Origin of the sequence: Capsulimonas corticalis (assembly GCF_003574315.2) — a bacterium.
Taxonomy (GTDB): domain Bacteria; phylum Armatimonadota; class Armatimonadia; order Armatimonadales; family Capsulimonadaceae; genus Capsulimonas; species Capsulimonas corticalis.
Window position 1 is genome coordinate 7455958 of sequence record NZ_AP025739.1, and the last position, 17329, is coordinate 7473286.

The 17329-nt window shown below is 58.6% G+C and carries 18 protein-coding genes; 10 read left to right on the forward strand and 8 right to left on the reverse strand.

The window, feature by feature from the left end; all coding sequences use genetic code 11:
• The first annotated feature begins 27 nt into the window (after positions 1–27).
• The 3 genes from D5261_RS32540 (at position 28) to D5261_RS32550 (ending at position 3117) form a co-directional block, all read left to right on the forward strand.
• The gene (locus tag D5261_RS32540) at positions 28–912 is read left to right on the forward strand and encodes an AraC family transcriptional regulator (RefSeq protein WP_165863951.1); all 885 of its coding nucleotides are present in this window, start codon (positions 28–30) and stop codon (positions 910–912) included.
• Positions 913–1039: 127 nt separating this feature from the next.
• Complete coding sequence (locus D5261_RS32545; RefSeq protein WP_119319775.1) at positions 1040–2053, forward strand: zinc-dependent alcohol dehydrogenase family protein; 1014 nt, start codon at positions 1040–1042, stop codon at positions 2051–2053.
• A 50-nt stretch (positions 2054–2103) separates the two neighbouring features.
• On the forward strand, positions 2104–3117 hold the full coding sequence (locus D5261_RS32550; RefSeq protein ID WP_119319776.1) for a zinc-dependent alcohol dehydrogenase family protein: 1014 nt from the start codon (positions 2104–2106) through the stop codon (positions 3115–3117).
• A 188-nt stretch (positions 3118–3305) separates the two neighbouring features.
• Here D5261_RS32550 and D5261_RS32555 read toward each other — a convergent pair whose 3' ends face one another.
• Positions 3306–3959: an HAD family hydrolase gene (locus tag D5261_RS32555; RefSeq protein WP_165863952.1), complete on the reverse strand. Its 654-nt coding sequence runs from the start codon at positions 3957–3959 to the stop codon at positions 3306–3308.
• Positions 3960–4071: 112 nt separating this feature from the next.
• On the opposite strand from D5261_RS32555, the gene D5261_RS32560 reads away from it, so the two are divergent.
• Genes D5261_RS32560 through D5261_RS32570 form a run of 3 tightly spaced genes read left to right on the forward strand, consistent with a single transcriptional unit; the run spans position 4072 to position 5410 of the window.
• Positions 4072–4503, forward strand: coding sequence for an EVE domain-containing protein (locus D5261_RS32560; RefSeq protein WP_119319778.1), 432 nt, complete (start codon positions 4072–4074; stop codon positions 4501–4503).
• Complete coding sequence (locus D5261_RS32565; protein WP_119319779.1) at positions 4493–4960, forward strand: MarR family winged helix-turn-helix transcriptional regulator; 468 nt, start codon at positions 4493–4495, stop codon at positions 4958–4960. Before D5261_RS32560 ends, D5261_RS32565 begins: the two co-directional genes overlap by 11 nt.
• Positions 4961–4987: 27 nt before the next feature.
• Positions 4988–5410 carry an SRPBCC family protein gene (locus D5261_RS32570; protein ID WP_119319780.1) on the forward strand — a complete coding sequence of 141 codons (423 nt, stop codon included), beginning with the start codon at positions 4988–4990 and terminating at the stop codon, positions 5408–5410.
• 50 nt (positions 5411–5460) lie between these two features.
• Here D5261_RS32570 and D5261_RS32575 read toward each other — a convergent pair whose 3' ends face one another.
• Together D5261_RS32575 and D5261_RS32580 are read right to left on the reverse strand one after the other, a co-directional pair.
• Positions 5461–6123 (reverse strand): phosphate signaling complex PhoU family protein, encoded by a 663-nt coding sequence (locus D5261_RS32575; protein ID WP_119319781.1) that lies wholly within the window; start codon positions 6121–6123, stop codon positions 5461–5463.
• Between the two features lie 38 nt (positions 6124–6161).
• Positions 6162–6569 carry an ArsR/SmtB family transcription factor gene (locus D5261_RS32580; RefSeq protein ID WP_119319782.1) on the reverse strand — a complete coding sequence of 136 codons (408 nt, stop codon included), beginning with the start codon at positions 6567–6569 and terminating at the stop codon, positions 6162–6164.
• A gap of 284 nt (positions 6570–6853) precedes the next feature.
• Here D5261_RS32580 and D5261_RS32585 point away from each other — a divergent pair, with 284 nt between their 5' ends.
• Positions 6854–7903 (forward strand): GAF domain-containing protein, encoded by a 1050-nt coding sequence (locus D5261_RS32585; RefSeq protein ID WP_245992481.1) that lies wholly within the window; start codon positions 6854–6856, stop codon positions 7901–7903.
• A 14-nt stretch (positions 7904–7917) separates the two neighbouring features.
• On the opposite strand, the gene D5261_RS32590 is transcribed toward D5261_RS32585, so the two are convergent.
• Positions 7918–9666, reverse strand: coding sequence for a PAS domain S-box protein (locus D5261_RS32590; RefSeq protein ID WP_119319784.1), 1749 nt, complete (start codon positions 9664–9666; stop codon positions 7918–7920).
• A gap of 540 nt (positions 9667–10206) precedes the next feature.
• Here D5261_RS32590 and D5261_RS32595 point away from each other — a divergent pair.
• Together D5261_RS32595 and D5261_RS32600 are read left to right on the forward strand one after the other, a co-directional pair.
• Complete coding sequence (locus D5261_RS32595; RefSeq protein WP_119319786.1) at positions 10207–11034, forward strand: hypothetical protein; 828 nt, start codon at positions 10207–10209, stop codon at positions 11032–11034.
• Between the two features lie 242 nt (positions 11035–11276).
• A complete protein-coding gene (locus D5261_RS32600; protein ID WP_119319787.1) occupies positions 11277–11789 on the forward strand; it encodes a GNAT family N-acetyltransferase in 513 nt (170 codons plus the stop codon).
• A gap of 69 nt (positions 11790–11858) precedes the next feature.
• On the opposite strand, the gene D5261_RS32605 is transcribed toward D5261_RS32600, so the two are convergent.
• The 4 genes from D5261_RS32605 to D5261_RS32620 all read right to left on the reverse strand — a co-directional run bounded on the left by D5261_RS32605 (position 11859) and on the right by D5261_RS32620 (position 16288).
• The gene (locus D5261_RS32605) at positions 11859–12200 is read right to left on the reverse strand and encodes a hypothetical protein (RefSeq protein ID WP_119319788.1); all 342 of its coding nucleotides are present in this window, start codon (positions 12198–12200) and stop codon (positions 11859–11861) included.
• Positions 12201–12391: 191 nt separating this feature from the next.
• A complete protein-coding gene (locus D5261_RS32610) occupies positions 12392–13516 on the reverse strand; it encodes a 2-oxo acid dehydrogenase subunit E2 (RefSeq protein ID WP_125205805.1) in 1125 nt (374 codons plus the stop codon).
• Positions 13513–15504, reverse strand: coding sequence for an alpha-ketoacid dehydrogenase subunit alpha/beta (locus D5261_RS32615; RefSeq protein ID WP_218025498.1), 1992 nt, complete (start codon positions 15502–15504; stop codon positions 13513–13515). The genes D5261_RS32610 and D5261_RS32615 overlap by 4 nt, the downstream gene beginning before the upstream one ends.
• A 265-nt stretch (positions 15505–15769) precedes the next feature.
• Entirely contained in the window at positions 15770–16288 is a 519-nt protein-coding gene (locus tag D5261_RS32620) for a hypothetical protein (protein WP_119319791.1), read from the reverse strand.
• 195 nt (positions 16289–16483) lie between these two features.
• Here D5261_RS32620 and D5261_RS32625 point away from each other — a divergent pair, with 195 nt between their 5' ends.
• Positions 16484–17011 (forward strand): hypothetical protein, encoded by a 528-nt coding sequence (locus D5261_RS32625; protein ID WP_119319792.1) that lies wholly within the window; start codon positions 16484–16486, stop codon positions 17009–17011.
• The last annotated feature ends 318 nt before the right edge of the window (positions 17012–17329 follow it).

Consider the following 17329-nt stretch of genomic DNA (forward strand, 5'->3'; position numbering starts at 1 on the left):
TCGGCGTCGTGGCGGTGTTGCAACGTCATGACGCCTTATCCACGACCTGAGTTTTGCCGTCTGTATCCCACCGAGTCCGCGCTCTCCAGCGTGCAAACGAACTGGCCGGGACTGAGCATCGACCATGTGCGGCACGCGCCCGGATTTCGTGAGGCGCCGCCGATGCCTTACCATCTCATCACCTTCACTCTGGACACAATGCCGTCGCTCGCGCAAAAACGCGGCGGCCTGCAATTTGACGGCCCCATGCAGCGCGGCGACATCACGATCACGCCGGCGCAGCACGGCGATTGGCGCCTGTGGTCGGGACCATGCCATGTCCTTTGCCTCTGGCTGGAGGAAACTTACTTACAGGAAGTCGCCGCGCAGGGCGAGAGTCCCCGACGCGGTGAGATTGAGATTGTCAGCCGATTTCGCGTGCGCGATCCGCACATCGAATACCTCGCGGGCGCCTTGCTTGCGGAATTAGACCGTCCGAGCGACTTGCAGCAGCTCACCATCGAATCGCTGCGCACCGTCCTCGCCGTCCATTTGGTGCGTCACTATTCGAATTTGGATCAGAGCGCGACACAGATCAACGGAGGACTTTCCCCCGCCCAGTTGCGCCGCGCCATGGATTTCATCCACGGTCATTTGGAAGGACCGATGGACCTGCTCTCGATCGCCGAAAGCACGGGGCTGAGCTCCTACCACTTCGCGCGGCGGTTTAAGCGCGCCACGGGCGTCTCCCCCCATCAATATGTGATCCAGCAGCGGATCGAGCAGGCCAAACGACTGCTTGTCTCGGACGCGCTGCCCGTCGGCGAGATCGCCTATCGGGTCGGATTCAGCAGCCAGAGCCACCTCAATCACCATTTCCGCCGCCTGGTCGGCGTCAGTCCCACACAGTTCCAAAACAAAGCGCAAGTTTAAACAAACACACGCAAGATCTCGGAAGCCGGCGGCCATCGTCTCGTTCTATACTCAGAACGAAACGGCGGCCGCCGTTTTCGTGCGCGTTTCGCGCTCGGATGAACAGTTCTGAGAAAGGTGAAAAAAGATGAAATCCTATTATATCGGCGATGGAGACGGTCTGGAGGCTCTGACGCTCATCGACCGCCCCGAACCGGCCGCCGAGCCGGGCCGCGTGGTCGTGCGCATGCGCGCCTTTTCGCTCAACTATCGGGATGTGGAGATCGCGAACGGCCGGTATGGCGCCGGCCAGAGTCCCCGCCATCTCGTCCCGCTGTCGGACGGCGTGGGCGAGGTGGTCGCGGTCGGCGCGGGCGTCACGCGCCTCGCCGTCGGCGACCGTGTGACGGCGGCGTTCATGCAGGAGTGGATCGACGGCGCGTTTGACGCCGGCGTTCACAAATCCGCGCTCGGCGGCTCCATCGACGGCGTCTTCGCGGAGTATGTCTCTTTCCCGGATTACGGCCTCGTCAAGGTCCCGGGCTATCTGACGGACGAAGAGGCGGCGACGCTGACCTGCGCCGGCGTGACCGCCTGGAACGCGTTATTCGTCGCCGGCAACGCGAAACCCGGCCAGACGATCGTGATCCTGGGAACGGGCGGCGTCGCCATCTTCGCCCTGCAATTCGCCAAGCTCGCCGGTCTCAAAACCATCGTCACCAGCGGATCCGACGAAAAGCTCGCCCGCGCCGCCGCGCTTGGCGCCGACTTTGGAATTAACTATCGCGCCACCCCCGACTGGGACGAAGAAGTCTTAAAACTCACCGACGGGCGCGGCGCGGAGATCGTCGTCGAGATCGGCGGCGAAAACACGCTCCCCCACTCCATCCGCGCCGCGCGCGGACTCGGCTACATCCCCGTCATCGGTTACGTCTCCGGCAAAAGCTTCACCCTATCGCTCATGCCGCTCTTTCTCAAGAACCTGAACATTCGAGGAATCAGCGTCGGATCGCGCCGGATGTTTGAGCAGATGAATGAGACGCTCGCCCAGCGCGAACTGCATCCCGTGGTCGACCGCGTGTTTGAGTTTGGAGAAGCGCGCGCGGCGTTTGAGTATCTGGAGAGCGGCAAGCACTTCGGAAAAGTCGTGATCCGGGCGTAAACGCCTCGTTCACACACAGGTGCTCACGGAGAAAAACAAAGGATTTAGGTATGGATACGATCGTAAAATTTCATCAACTCGGCGGACCGGAAGTGCTCACGCTGGAGCAGTTCCCCTCGCCTCAGCCACAAGCAAATGAAGTCAGAATCCAAGTCGAAGCGTTCGGTCTCAATCGCGCGGAAGCGCTGTTCCGGCGCGGGCAGTATCTGGAGCAGCCGGCGTTCCCGTCCAAGATCGGGATTGAGGCCGCCGGCGTCGTCGAGAGCGTCGGACCAGGCGTCACCCAGGTGCGCGTCGGCGACCGCGTCGCCGTGGCGCCAGGGCAAAGCATGGCGCAATACGGAACGCACGGCGACGCGGCGATTGTGCCCGCCTCCGTGCTGGTGAAGTATCCGGAGAGCCTCTCGCCCATCGAAGCGGCGGCATCCTTCATGCAATACCTCACCGCCTACTTCGCCTTTGTGGAGCTTGCCAACGTCCAGCCGGGACAAACCATTCTGATCACCGCCGCCTCCAGCAGCACGGGCGTCGCCGCCATCGAATTGGCGCACCTGCTGGGCGCGAAGGCGATCGCCACAACGCGAACGCAGGCAAAGCGCCAGGCTGTCTTAAACGCGGGAGCGGACGACGTCATTGTCACGGAGGAAGAGAATTTGCCCGAACGCGTGAAGGAGATCACCGGAGGCAAGGGCGCCGATCTGATTTACGATCCCATCGCCGGCGCCTCGCTTCCCCTGCTCGCGGAATCCGTCGCCTGGGGCGGTCAGATCATCCTTTATGGCTTTTTGGACGATGCGCCAACAGAATTCCCTTTGTTCAGCGCATTCTTCCGAAACTTCGTATTGCGAACGTATATGATCTACAACTTTACAGGGCACGCCGGGTTAGGCATCGCCCGGAACGAGACTGCCTATCAGAAAGGCGTGGCGTTTGTGGTGAAAGCGCTCGCCGAAGGAGCGCTGAAGCCGGTGATCGCGAAGACTTTCCCACTGGAGGAGATCGTTCAGGCGCACCAGTATCTTGAGTCGAATCAGCAAATTGGGAAGATCGTGGTGACGGTGTAAACGGAGTGATTTATTGTTGGGGCTTCGAAGAACGGCCCTCACCCCCACCCCTCTCCCAATTCTGGGAGAAGGGAGTAAGATTTGGATCTTTGATCCAAAAGATCTTAGCTGAAAACTCTGCCTCTGACTCCCCCTCTCCCAGAATTGGGAGAGGGGGCTGGGGGGTGAGGGCCGAATCTTCCAGGTAACTAAACCGCCCCCGCAAGCCACTCCCGCAATTCCCCCACGCTCTTCAATAACGCGTCCGGCGACATTGCCGCAAGCTTCGCCGCGTCGGTAGAATCTGCCCACGCCGCGCCGATCACCCGAACGCCGACTTCGCGGGCAGCGGTGACGTCGGAGGGCGCGTCGCCGACGTAGACGACGTCGGCGGGCGTCATCGCCCACTCCGCCAGCACTTCACGGATCGCTTGGGGTTTGATCGAGCCTTCGGGCGATCCCGGTTTGACAATCTCAAAGTGACCGTTCAGCTCCAGACGCCGCAGGGAGATGGCGGCGCTCTGCGCGCCTTTTCCCGTCACGATCGCCACCAGGACGCCCCGCGCGCGCAGCCAGTCCAGCAATGCAATGACGCCCGGAAACGGGCCGGGGCAGAGATCGTGCACGCGCTCGTATTCCGCGAGGTAGGTGGCGAGACAGGCTTGCCAGTCGCCGGGAATCGCCTTGCGGATGCACCCTTCCTCATTGGGGCCGAACATCGCCTCGATCTCCGCATCGGAAAGATGACGGTCGGCGTGCACCGCGAAGGCGTGGCGGAAGGCGGCGAAGATCACAGGGAAGGTGTCGGCGAGCGTGCCGTCGAGGTCAAAAATGACGCCGCGCACGGGGGCGGTGGTGGGCATGGAAAATCTCCTTTTCGTCGCCTCATGGTACCTTAAGAAAAATAAGACTTGACATTTACTATGTATGCATATATAATGCATACATAGTAAATTTACACTTCAGGAGAAGCTCATGGACACACGGTACTGGATCGGCGTCGTTTCACAGTCTCATGTTGAGCGCGGCGTGGCGGGCGGCTTCGCGCAGCTTTGCCACGGCAAATGCGCGCCGCTGCGCCGGATGAATGTCGGCGACTGGCTCGTTTATTACTCTCCCAAAACAGACATGACGGACGGTGAGCCGCTGCAAATGTTCACGGCGATCGGCCAGGTCGTCGGTGAAAGCGCTTATGAGTACGAGATGAGCCCGAAGTTTATCCCGTTCCGCCGCGACATTGTTTACGCGGCCTGCAAGCCGGCGGCCATCCAGCCGCTGCTGCCCCGCCTGTCGTTCATTCACGATGTCAAACGCTGGGGCTACCCATTCCGCAGCGGTCACTTCGAAATGACGAAGGCGGATTTCGATCTGATCGCCCAGCAAATGGAGGTTCACCATGCGGAATGAGCGCGAGCCGTTTTCCGTGGAGGACGCCGATGACAGCACCGGATTTTTGCTCTGGCAGGTGACGGCGATCTGGCAGCGCGCCATTGCCGCCGCGCTGCGCCCGCACGATTTCACCCAGGTGCAGTACGCCCTGCTGGCGAGCCTGCTCTGGATGTCCGGCCGGGAAGAGTGGATCACGCAGACGATGCTGGCGCGGCATGCGAAGCTGGACATGATGATGACGTCCCAGGTGCTGCGCGCGATGGAGACAAAGGGTCTCGTCGAGCGGCGCGCGCACCCCACCGACACGCGCGCCAAGGTTCTGATGCTGACGGAAAGCGGCGCGGAGCGCATTCGCAAAGCCATCCCGGAAGTCGAGAAGGCCGACGCCGAGTTTTTTCAGGCGGTCTGTTCGCAGCGGCGTGAGTTCCACGCCTCGCTGCGCGCATTGATCGAACAAGCCAAAGATCCAAAATAATCAAGGTCCCAAATAACGAGGAGAGAGATGATGTGGCGTTCCCACTATGAAACAACGACGGATGTTCCGGCGGAAACCCTGTACCGCGTGATTTCAGATATCGAGAATTGGAGCCGGTGGGACGACGAGCTGGAATTCGTTCGTATGGAGGGCGATGTGCGCCCAGGCGCGCGGTTTGTTCTGAAACCTAAAGGCGGTCCCAACGTCTCGATGTCCATCGAATCCGTTCTGCCGCCAAGCCGCCTGGTCGATATCGCCTATCTTCCCGGGGCGAAGCTCAGAACAATCCATGAGTTTTTACCCGCAGGCAATCAAACGACCGTGCGGTTCACGCTGGAAATCTGGGGAATTCTTGGGTTCTTGTGGCGCAAGGCCGTTGGGGAAAAGCAAATCGCAGGAGCGGCGGCGCAAATCGAGGCGCTCGCGCGTTACGCCCGGAGTCTCGATTGACGCGTCCCGCCCCAGCCCTGCGAACACTGCGCGGGGCTGGGGATTTGGATTTACGCGGCCGGCAAAGCGCGCGTCGAACGGCCGGTCATGACGTAGGAGAGGCGCTCACTGATATCGACGGCCAGCTCGGCAATTTCTCCGAGGTGATGGGCTGCGGACAGCAGGTAGGACGCCGTGACGCCGGCGGTGGATCCATGCTCCAGCGCCGCCTGCGTGGATGTCTCCAGGCGATCCAGCGCGTCTTCCGCCTCCAGGCCGCTCAAGATTACTTCCGACGCCCCGCAGAGTTCTTGTGTGTCAAGAATGGCGCTCACCGCTTGCATCATGCCGCGCGCCACGCCGATCAGATGGAGAAGGTCGTTCGGCGCCTGCCCCCGACCGCTCATCGGCAGCCGGGAGGTGATCCGAGCGATCTTCCGCGCGTGCTCGCCGATCCGCTGAAGGTCCATCGCGATGGTCACGGCGCCGCTGATCTGCCGAAGGTCCCGGCCTACCGGCTGCTGCAAGGCGATGATCTCCAAACAATGCTTTTCGATTTCGATCTCGCAAAGATCCACGGTCTCGGCCCCGCGCAGCATGATCTCCGCCATTTCCGTATTGCCATAGGCGAGCGCCTGCGTCGCCTGCGCCAGCAGCGCATCCACCGTCGTCGCCATCCGGGTCAGCGAAGCCGACAGCGTCTTCAATTCTTCACAGTAATGTTTGCGTGTCATTTGCTCCCGCTCCACCCCTTTCTCTGTACTGGCGGTCGTCACGCCGCCTCGGAAATCTCTATGTCACGATCGCCGGACACGTCATCCGAAAGCGGGGCCGCGTCCGTGCTGGCCAGAAACTCCGACAGCGCGTCGATCGCCTTCTGCGAGACGCCGCAGACCATGGTCTTGCCCTGCCGATGGATCGAGATCAGGCCCGCGAGACGCATCTCCTTGAGATGATGCGAAACCTTGGCGGTGATCTTTTTCGATCCGCTCACGACGCGAGAAACTTCGCCGACCGTAGGACCGACTGACATCCATTTGTCCTCGCCGTCCTCCACGGTGACGGGCCAGCACCGGTGACGCAAATAGCGGAAGATCCGAATACGCGTCGGATCTCCCAGCGTTTTGAACATCAGCGCCAGATCCTTGGCCGATTCGACCGTTTTCTCTTTTTTTGGCATCTTACAATAATATTACCACATTTCGCATACCGTTTGAATGTTCAGCGTACTGATGGCGATTTCCCCGTAACAATTCTTCTGGCAATCTGCCGATAATGGATTACCCGCGCCCAAAGAGACACGCATCCCCGCGCGGAAAAAGCGTTGAAGATCCTGGGGCGCCATGGTATGATAGTACCGATGTGTCTCAGAAAGATTGCGTGGTCCGTGTGAGCAAATCCCATATTCCAACAACTGCCGCCGCACAGAGTTCTTTTCCCCAGGACAAGGCGACGATCGATTTGATGAATGAGACTGTGCGCCGGCAATCGATTTTGATCGCCACGCAGCACGAGATCGCTCATGCGGAGCGCGAGCTGGACGCCGTGCTGTCGATTGTCACGCGCCGCGCGCAGGAGCTTTCCGAGGCGGACGGCGCCGTGGTGGAGATGGCCGACGGCGATGAAATGGTTTACCGGTCGGCGAGCGGCTCCGCCGCCCAGCAGATCGGAATGCGCCTGAGCCGCCACACCAGCCTTTCCGGCCGGTGCGTGGGCGAAAGCCGCGTGCTTTCCTGTGAGGATAGTGAGACCGATCCGCGCGTCAACCGTGAAGCCTGTCGCAAGGTCGGCCTGCGCTCCATGGTGGTCGTGCCGCTGCAATTTCTGGGGCAGACGATCGGCGTGCTCAAGGTTTACTCGTCCCGCCCGAACGCCTTTGGCGACGCGGTTCTGCCGCTGCTGGAGATGATGGTGAGTTTGATCGTGGCCGCGATGAGCGCCGTCTCCGAGGCCGAAGCGCGCAAGGCGCTATCGATCAGCGAAGCGCGGCAGCAGACTTTGCTGCGCGATGTGCTCGCGAGCGTCACCGAAGGAAAGCTGCGGCTTTGCAGCTGCGCCGATGATCTGCCGGAGCCGCTGACGCCGTTCGGCCAGCCGGTCACCCTGGCGGAAAGAATGGGCCTATGCGAGCTGCGCAATTTGGCGCAGGAAGCGGCCCGGTTCGCCGGCCACCCGGAAAGCCGTCAGAGCGATATCGCCACGGCCGCCAGCGAAGCGGGAATGAACGCCATGGTCCACGGCGGCGGCGGCGTCGCTCGGGTCTTCACTGGAGCAAATGGGATCGTGCGGATCCGCGTGGAAGACCATGGATCGGGGATCGCCATGGAAAACCTGCCCAAAGCAACCCTCGCCCGCGGCTTCAGCACTAAAGCGACCCTGGGGCACGGCCTCAAAATGATGCTGGAAACCAGCGACCGTCTGTACCTCTTGACCGGCCCCAGCGGCACCACCGTGGTCATCGAACAAGAAGAAAATCCCCCGCTCCCCGCCTGGCTCGCCGACGCCTTCGAATAAGCCATCCCCCGGCTCTACATCGCGTCGACGGCCCACGCGGGCGGCGGCGGGGTTCGGTCCTGCTCCAGGACGATGGTCGTGCCGGTTGGACCGGTGAGCAGATACATGCGGTCCACGGTTTGCAGCATGAGCCAGAAGCCGTGTCCAAGGCTTCCCGCCGTCGTCCAGCCGCGCTCCAGAGTGGCTTTGGGAAGGTTCTCCATCAAGATCCCGGCGCCTTTGTCTTCAATCCACACTTGAACCGTCTCCGCACCGTCGCCGCAAACGCGGGCCGCGCCGCCGCCAGCGTGCACGATGGCGTTCATGGCCGCTTCGGACACCGCCGTAATCAGATTCTGCCAGCGCAGATCACTGAAGCCGAGCGCGATGGCGGCCTCCTTTGTGGCGTTCCGCAGCAGGCGCATGTCGCTGGACGCGATAAGCGGGACGTTCGCGAAGGTTATCGGGAAGCTTTCCGGCAGCTCGTGGGGATGGTCGATCAGCCGAAGCTTTCCTTCGGTGACGCTCGCGAGGATATCGCGCAGAAAGACACGCTGTCGCAGCTCCGCCGCCTCGACTTCCCGGCGCAGGCGGCTTTCGGCGGCTTCCGCGCTTTTCCTCTGGGTGATATCGCGCAGATACGCCGTAAAGATCGTCTCCCCGTCAATCGCAACCGGGATAATCGACACCTCCACCGGAAATTCCGATCTGTCTTTGCGCCGTCCCAGCAGCTCCAATTGCCGTCCGGCGATTCCCCCATCGCTGACCACAAGATAGCGTTCGACGCCTTCGCCCGACGCGTGGGACGGCGGCGCGATCAGCTCCGGCATCGATCGGCCTAACACATCCTGCCGCCGGAATCCGAACGCCTGCTCCGCCGCCGGGTTAAACTCCACGATCGTGCCGCTGGCGTCCACCGTGATGATGCAGTCGATCGCGACATCCAGAATGGCGGCCTTGCGCATCTCGCTCTGCTTCAGCGCCTGCTCGGTCGCCTTGCGGTCCGAGATATCCTCGGCGATCCCATAAACGCCAATGACCGCGCCGTTCACGACCAGCGGCACATTGGTCACATAGATAGCAACCCGCACCCCGACTTTGTGAACGATCGACACTTCATAGTGCTGCGGCGGCCCCTCGGCGGCGGCGGCGAGATGGCTCAGCGTGCGCGCCAGATCGTCCGGCGCGATCAATTCGGCGCATGACATTTCCAGCAGCTCCGACACATGGTATCCGGTCAGAAGCTCGCACGAATGATTCGCGCTTAGGAATTTGCCGTTCAAATCGAGTGAAAAAATGGCGTCGGGATGGTAGTCAAAGAGAGATTTGAACCGCTGCCGGCTTTCCGCCAGATCCTGCTCTGTGACCCGGTGGTCCGTCAGGTCCATCGCCAGGATCGCGAAACCAAGCACTTCCCCGTTCGGGCCGATGTTCGGCATATACGATCCACGCGTAAACCGCGTTTGCCCGTCCGGCCAGGTCAGCTCCTGCTCGTAAGCGCTGGGCGCGCCCGCCAGCGCCTGATCGATCGTCGGCTTCACCGCGTCAAAGACCTGATCGCCCAGGACTTCACGCATATGCCGCCCCACGAGCTCCGTGTGCGGACGGCCGATCCATGTCGTGTAGGTCTGATTATTAAACCGATATCGCATCTCGGAATCGACGTAAGCAATCAGCACGGGAAGCGCGTCGGCGGCAAAACGCAGAGCCGCTTCGGAGTCTTGAACGCCGGCCTCGATCCCCGCATGGCGGTTCGTTAAGATAAGCTCGAATTCGTTGCTCAAAGGATCGTTCTTTCCATTCGGACCAATTCCACGGCAAGTTCGCTCTGCTCACATTATACAACGTTCCGGTCTATGTTTCCGCATGACTCGGGCGGGGTATTTCTCTTTGTCGCGAAACGATCCGCGAAGAAAGAATCATACCATGGGATGCCTGCTGCCTCTCGGTCGAAACGGATGCATCGGCTGCGCCGGATGCGTCATTCCGCTGATTTTTACGCTTGTCTGTCTGAGCGCATTTCCCGCTTACCGCGCCTGGACACATCACGCCCAGCTCCTTCCTCCAGCCGCCGCCTCTGCGGCGCGACCGCGTTTGCCGCATCATTAAATGTCATCAGACTTAAAACGCCTGTATGCTTGATATAACATGGTAAACTAACACAGAATTGAAATTCAGCGGGACGAAATTCGATGGCAAACCAACTAAAATTCAGTGTAAGTAGAATGCTCTCCGTATAAATGGATGCTCATATGGCAGTCCTATTAAACGACAGCTAAAACAATACTTCCTCTTCGGCTCCTTTCAAATAACGGACAATTTTCATGTGTATTGAAGTTTTTCTTGGGTCGGACCAGCCACAGCCTATCACGCCCAACGATGGCTCATGGCCGTCCATACAGCTGCGTGAGCTTAGAGACGAACAGGAAATCGTTCGAAAGCATTTCTCGAAACCTTTCGTATATGTAATAGGCGCTGGCAACGCCTGTTCTTGCGTATTTAGATACACCCCACAAAGCACTGGATGCAGTGACAAGGGGCCGGAGTTTGTGAAGCTTTTACACGATATCGTGGAAGACGCGGCGCAATCGGGCACAGCAGAGGTGTATTGCTGCTGGTGGAATGAATTGCAGCATCCACCTTTCTCCTGCATCAATGTCAAGCCCAATCACTTTGGCGGAGAGCGTTTCGGGTTTTCCTGCGGCGAAATACTCACGGTTGTATCCAGCTCGTATGAAGAGTTCACAGGATCATTCACGGGTCTGAAACAGCAAATTACCGAGGGCGACGAAGTTTACATCCGTGGCATTGTTCACAATGAAGCAGAGCGATCACTCAAAATCAGCTTCGGTCGCGATCCTTATACATTACTGGCTGACAGAGCGATAGTGTTCAAAGACGTATGGGACTATTTGGATACGCCACGACCCTATGAGCCCCCAGTCGATGAAGAAATAGGAGAATGGGATGACGAGGAAGAGATTGTTTCTGAGGAATCCGCCTCCTTCGATGCGCTTCTCGGAATTCACGAAAATGCGGAGGATCAAGAGACAGCCTATCAAATCAATACCGCGCTTCGCACTATAAGCTTTCGCACGGCCAATCCCCCGGTGTTATCTCTAGCCGCTGAAGAGATTATAGGAATTGTATGATCGCTCCGGAAGAATACCTATTTCAACAGATGTGATATAATTTAGTAGGAGCTTACGGATTTACGCATGGAATATCAATTTTTGAATGCTACACCCTCGACATCAGGCTCTACTTCCAACAATCATTTCCTCGCCTAATAAAAACCATAATTCCCTCGTCAAGCAATCTTCTGTCCGCAATATGTCTACTTTATATTTGCAGGAGAACGAACTTGTCGGGAAAGACTATTTGACAAACCAATATGCCATCTCCCACACGGATTCGACGACTCACTTCGGATGATTTTGACGCTTACCAATCCGCCCTGCTGAGAAGCGTGGCCGATCAGCCGGAATGTTTCCGTATTACCGAGGAAGACATCACAGGCTCCCCGTCTCCATTCGACGACGAAACGGAGGACGACTTCACGCTCGGCGCATTTCGTGAAGACGACGCGCTCATCGGAGCCGTGAGCCTGCGCCGCGAACGGCAAGTCAAGCTCCGTCATAAGGCCTTGCTCTTTCGGATGTTCGTGGCTCAGGAGGCGGCGGGGCGAGGCGTGGGGCGCGCGCTCATTCGGGAAGCAATCCGTCAGGCTCGCCTGCGCCCGGGGCTGGAGCGGATCAACCTGACGGTGATCGCCTCCAATGAACGCGCCAAAGCGCTCTATACATCGGAAGGGTTTGTCCGTTTCTCCATGGAAAAACAGGCCGTTCGGAGCGGAAAGATCGATCTGGATGAGGAGATGATGGCGCTGGAGCTCCATCCATCGTGACACAATGCATAGGGCGTTCTCCCTTGGAAACCGTCCTATGCATTGCCATGTCACTTTAAGTGATTAAACTTATCGGACCTGATTGTCGTGCTTCTGTCGATAGATCGCATGACTGGTCCGATTTTCCTCACGACGCATACGCGCTCGTTCGCTCGGGGTAAACCGGTCGCCCGTTTCGCGCAGATGATGCTCCTGACGATGGAGACGCCATTCGCGCCGGTTCAGATGCGCCGCCTCGCGGCGTGTGAGCTGGCCGCTGCGCTCGCCCTGCACAATCCGCTCATGCTCATGATGCAGGCGCGCATTGATGCTATGGGTGCGATGATATGTGTCAGCCTGAGCGGCCATCGGAATCATCATTGTCCCCATCAGCGCCGCAGGGACCAGCAGCTTCGAAAAGATCGCTTTCATACTTGCTCCAATCTTTCAATAACTTCGCCGGCATCGGTCGGTGTTTTCTCGCCGTCCCTGGCGCCGATCCCGATGCGACACCTCTATTGACGCAGCCGCCCCCGCAGATGTTCCAACAATGACCAATACTATTCCGTCCATCCAGCCCGGAATACAAACCTTTAAGGAAATGGCAGCTTCCCGGCAAATCATCATGCGCGGTCGCTTCCATGCGCCGCGATCTCCGCAGTGTCACGCTCGAAACTATCGCAGATCGATCCCAGAAATTTCGCGGCGCCGAGGCCGTTTATCAAGCGATGATCGAAACCAAGCACAAGATTGACCATTAAGCCGCCGTTTTGCGGATAGGTGTCGCCGATGAAGAGAATGGCGATCGCGGGCGATACTAGCACGGGAATGGCGTCCGTCACGCCGGCGCCGATCATGGAGCTGAGCAGTAATGGGACAGGCTCGCTCATTTGATCCTCGCCGTGGCGAGCCCGGCGCATGCTGTCATTGGTCGCCTCGCGGAAGGCGGGGAGGTCCAGTGTGTCGGCTTGCTTTACGACCGCAGTGGTTAGTTCGTCATTTCGCAGCGCCACCGCGAATCCCAGATTGATGTGGTCAAACTGCCGAACACGCGAGGAGCCAATCAGGATCGAGCGAAATTTCGGATGCGACGCCGCCGCTCGCGCGGCGGCAAAGGCGATCAATTGGAACCTTGTCACCTGCGCGCCGCCCGGAATCGAGCGCGCTTTCTCGCGCGCCTTCTCGACGGCGCCCCAGTCAAGCGTGCGTTTCACGACGGCGAGTATCGGACCGTTGTCACGATCTTGCCGCGCGCGCGTGATGAAGATGCGCTGACTGGGGGTAAGTTCACTGTCCACGTATTCCTGCGCGAGCGCGAGCTTACTGGGAGCGGGCTTGGCCGGCTTGTCTTTCTGCTCGATGTAGCGCAAAATATCGTCTTCGGTCAAGGTTCCAGTGGCTGAGGGGATCTGGGAGATCAGTTCGTCCGCGATCTGCAATTCCCGGCACAGAGCGCGCGATCTGGGCGGAATTCGGCGTGTGACGGCGCTGCTGGCGGCGGACGTCGTCAGCCGCGCGATGGGAGCTCCGACCGCGACCGTCTCGCCTTCCTCGGCGAGCCATGCGTCCAGAACCCCGCTGTGCGTGGCTTCCACCTCCACGTTCGCCTTATCGGTTTCCATCGCGAACAGCGGCTCATCCTGTTCGATCTTGTCGCCATGTTTTTTGAGATGAGCGATGATCCGCACTTCCCGCAAGCCTTCGCCCATTTGCGGCGCTCGGACCAATATTGTGTCGCTGTCTGTCACTGAAGCACCTCGACCACCGCAGCGATCACGCGATCGACGCTGGGCAGTATTTGATATTCTTGTTCCACGCAAAATGGCATGTGAACATCCATCCGGGAAACCAATCGCGGCGGCGCGGCAAGCATGTAAAACCGGTCGATCTCCGTCGTTATCTCCGAGACAATGGCCTGACCGAAGCTGCACGTCAAGACATCCTCCTGAACGATGACGATCCGCCCCGTCTTCCGTAGAGAATTGGTGAGCGATTCCCAGTCGCAGGGTACAAGAGAGCGCAGGTCGATGACCTCGGCGGAGATACGATCGTTTTGTAACCGCGACGCCGCCTCCATGCAGATCTCGACGCAATTACCCCAGGCGACGAGTGTCACATCGGTTCCTTCGCGGCGGATCGCGGCGCTTCCGAATGGAACGACGGCGTAGTGCTCGACGGGAACCCGCTCCCTCAGCAAGTGCTTGGGCAGTAAAATGACCGTCGGATCGTCGTCATGCGCGGCGGCCCAAAAGAGTCCCGCCGCGTCCGCAGGCGTGGAGGGAACGGCGACGCGCAAGCCCGGCATATGCGCCAGCAGCGCCTCGTTGCTCTGGCTGTGCCAAATCCCGCCTCCAGGGATATAGGCGCCGTAGGGCGCATAAAGCACAAAGGGACAGGTCCACTCCCCGCCGGAGCGCCACCGAAGCGTCGCGGCTTGATTGTAGAGCTGATTGAGCGCTGTCCCGATGAAGTCCATGAACTGGAGTTCAAAGATCGGCCGGATGCCCGTGGCGGCCAATCCCACCGCCGCGCCGACAATCGTCGCCTCCGCCAGCGGCGAGTTCAACACGCGGCCGGGAAACGCGCCGCTCAAACCGCGCGTCAGACCAAACACACCGCCCTTGGGGTCTTCCACATCCTGACCGAAGATAAGCGTGCGCGGGTCCGACGCCAGCGAGGCTCGGAGAACGCCATTGACGGCGTCCACCATCGTGGGCAGCACGGGCGCCGGAGACGGCAAGGATAACGAGAGATCGGGATAGCGCGATGTCGCGGGGCCGTAAAGATGCTGGGCGATATCCCCGCTGTCCGGTCCCGATTCCTCAGCCGCATTCTCATACGCGGACCGGACCCGGCCTTTGATTTCCTCGCGGTCCGCATGCAGCGACGCAGCGGTCACCACGCCGTTCGCGATCAGTTTTTCCGACAAGATTTTTATGGGATCGTTGGCCTGAGCGGTTTCCAGATCGCCGGCGGAGCGGTAGACGCGATGATCGTCCGCGCTGGTATGGGAATCCAGACGATCGATCCGGCACCAAAGGATTCCCGGCCCGCCGCCGGCCCGTGCTTTCTCGACCAGCCCTCTCCCGCGTACGAAGACGTTTTCGGCGTCGCGGCCGTCGATCGCCGTAATCAGCTCCGGAGCGAATATTCCAAGGTGCAGGGGCGTCATCGTATCGGTCGGAGTGCTAATCCCGTACTTGTTGTCCTCCACGACAAACACGATCGGGAGGCGCTCCTGAACGGCGAAGCAGACCGCCTCGTAGAATTCTCCCTGGCGTGTGGCGGCGTCGCCAATAAAGCACAGGGAAACATTCATCGGATCATCGTCACGGCCCAGCAGCTTCTTGGCCCAGGCCGCTCCCGCCGCAGGCAGGCACTGTGACCCAGTCGGGGTGGCGGCGGAAAAGAAGCCCAGTTCCCGGGACGAAAGATGACTGGGCATATTCCTGCCGACCGCGCTGGACGACGCCTTGGCGAAAAACACGCGCGCCGTTTCCTCGATCGACACGCCGCGCGCATACGCGACGGCCTTATCCCGATAGTAGGGAAAGATATCGTCGTTTGGCTTCAGCAGATAAACTAACGCGGCAAGCCCTTCATGACCGGAACAGGACACGTGAAAGGAGCCCGCGCCTTGCCTGACAAGTACGCCTTCGCGCCGGTCTCCTTCACGCGCGGTGACCATTGTGAGAAGCAGGTCACGAGCGGACATAAGAAAGTGTGGGTCTAGCATTGATCGCTGTCCTATTAATGATATCGCCATTCTGCGATCGACATGGCCTGACGCGAATTGAATCGGGACAACGCGGAAGCGGTTGCGATGAACTATGGCCGCCAGCTTCGCCGGCAGCGTTAAGATACGTAATTCTCATTACCGCATCGGGCAATGACAATGGTGGGGCCGAGGGAATATGGGTGATTGCGGCTCAAATTAACCTTGTAGATCGTATGACAAGACAATAGCAGATGATACCCAATGAGCGACCAATCCTGCCGATTTATTTGTTGCGGCTTCTTGTGGAAGGCTTCTGCGCCTTGCCGCGCTTTGCCGAATTCGAGCCGGGTTTCTCGGAAATTTTCGCGGCGGCCTGCGGGAGATGCGCGTTGCGCTCTCTCAATATCACATCAATCTGCTTCTGCGTGACGCTGGAGGGAAGCACCTCGATCACTCTTCCGTAAATATTGCTGAGCGGAGTCCACCCATTTTCCCTGCCGTCTCGCCGGCAGATCAGAAACATCCAATCCTCTTTCTCATGCCGGATCTGCTTGATCATATGCGTATAATGGTAGGGGCCGACTTTGCAAAAGACAACCTGCCCGCGCTCCAGCATCTCCGGGGCGCCCACCGGCGCGTAGACACACTTTTGACGATGCTTAATGATCGGATCCATCGAATTTCCAGGCTCTCCGAACACCACGGTCTCGCCGTTTTTCAAGCGTTCAATATAGGCGTCTCTGCCCACGATCTTATTCGCGACATCGTCCGTATGAACGGAGCGATCTTCATTTATTCCCATGTAAAATTATTATCCACTTTTGTCGTCTTCCCAAAACAAATTGGGTAAATATATCTTTCACAACCTACGTCCATCGGTGATTGAACAAAACGGAAATTACATCAGTCACACTTTTATCGTAAGACAAATTTGGATCGCGATCGCCGATAATCTCTGGACAAACGGAGTATAGTTTAAGAGCATAAATGCATTCTATTGAAAGAAACTTTTAACAATTTCAATAAAAACAAGTATTCAGTTTGGCGCTTACGCGGTATAATAGCCGACAGCGTTATCCCACGCAAGTTCAATCTCAAATGCAAGGATGTAAAATATATGGCCATTGAATGGTACTCCACCTCGGCAGCCGCCACAGTTCAACAGACTGATTATAAAATCGCGAAATCGACCATCGTACTCTCTGAGCAAGGTCAAGGAAAGCTACCCGATGGGACTTCCGTCAAACTAGGTTATGACGCCGATCGCAATGGAATCGCCATCGCCCCGGCTTCGGAAGGCGACAAAACCGCGTTCAAAATCGCGCGGCGCGGACGTGGAATCCAGCAGCAAATCGCGGCCAAGAAGTTATTTCAGCGCTTTGGAATTGACCCCATCGCCAATGCAGTCGAAGGAAATTTTGAAGAAATCGATGGAGTAATCTTTGCATCGCTTTCCGGCAGCGGCGCTCCAAAGCGACGCCGCCGCACCAAGGCGGAAATGGCCGCAGCGCAAGCAGCGGAATAGTTTTCATTCCTTCGGACCATTCCCGGTTTAATGCTTGATTTCACCGGGAACAGGCCGTTCTGCGCCGCGTTTATTTCTTCCAAAGATCGAACCAATTCGGCCGTTAATATCGCCATGGAAATGGCGATATTAACGGCCGTTCCTCCCTCCATAGATCCCGTCTTCTCAAAACAAATTGTCTCCCGTCCTCCATATTCATCGTTTCGCTTGGTGATTTCCAGGTGCTGGGAAGAATAGCGGGTTCAGGATTGGGAGAAGGGATCGCGGCGGTCAAGAGAAAACAGTTCCGTGATAAAAAACGAAAAAACCGTAAAATCG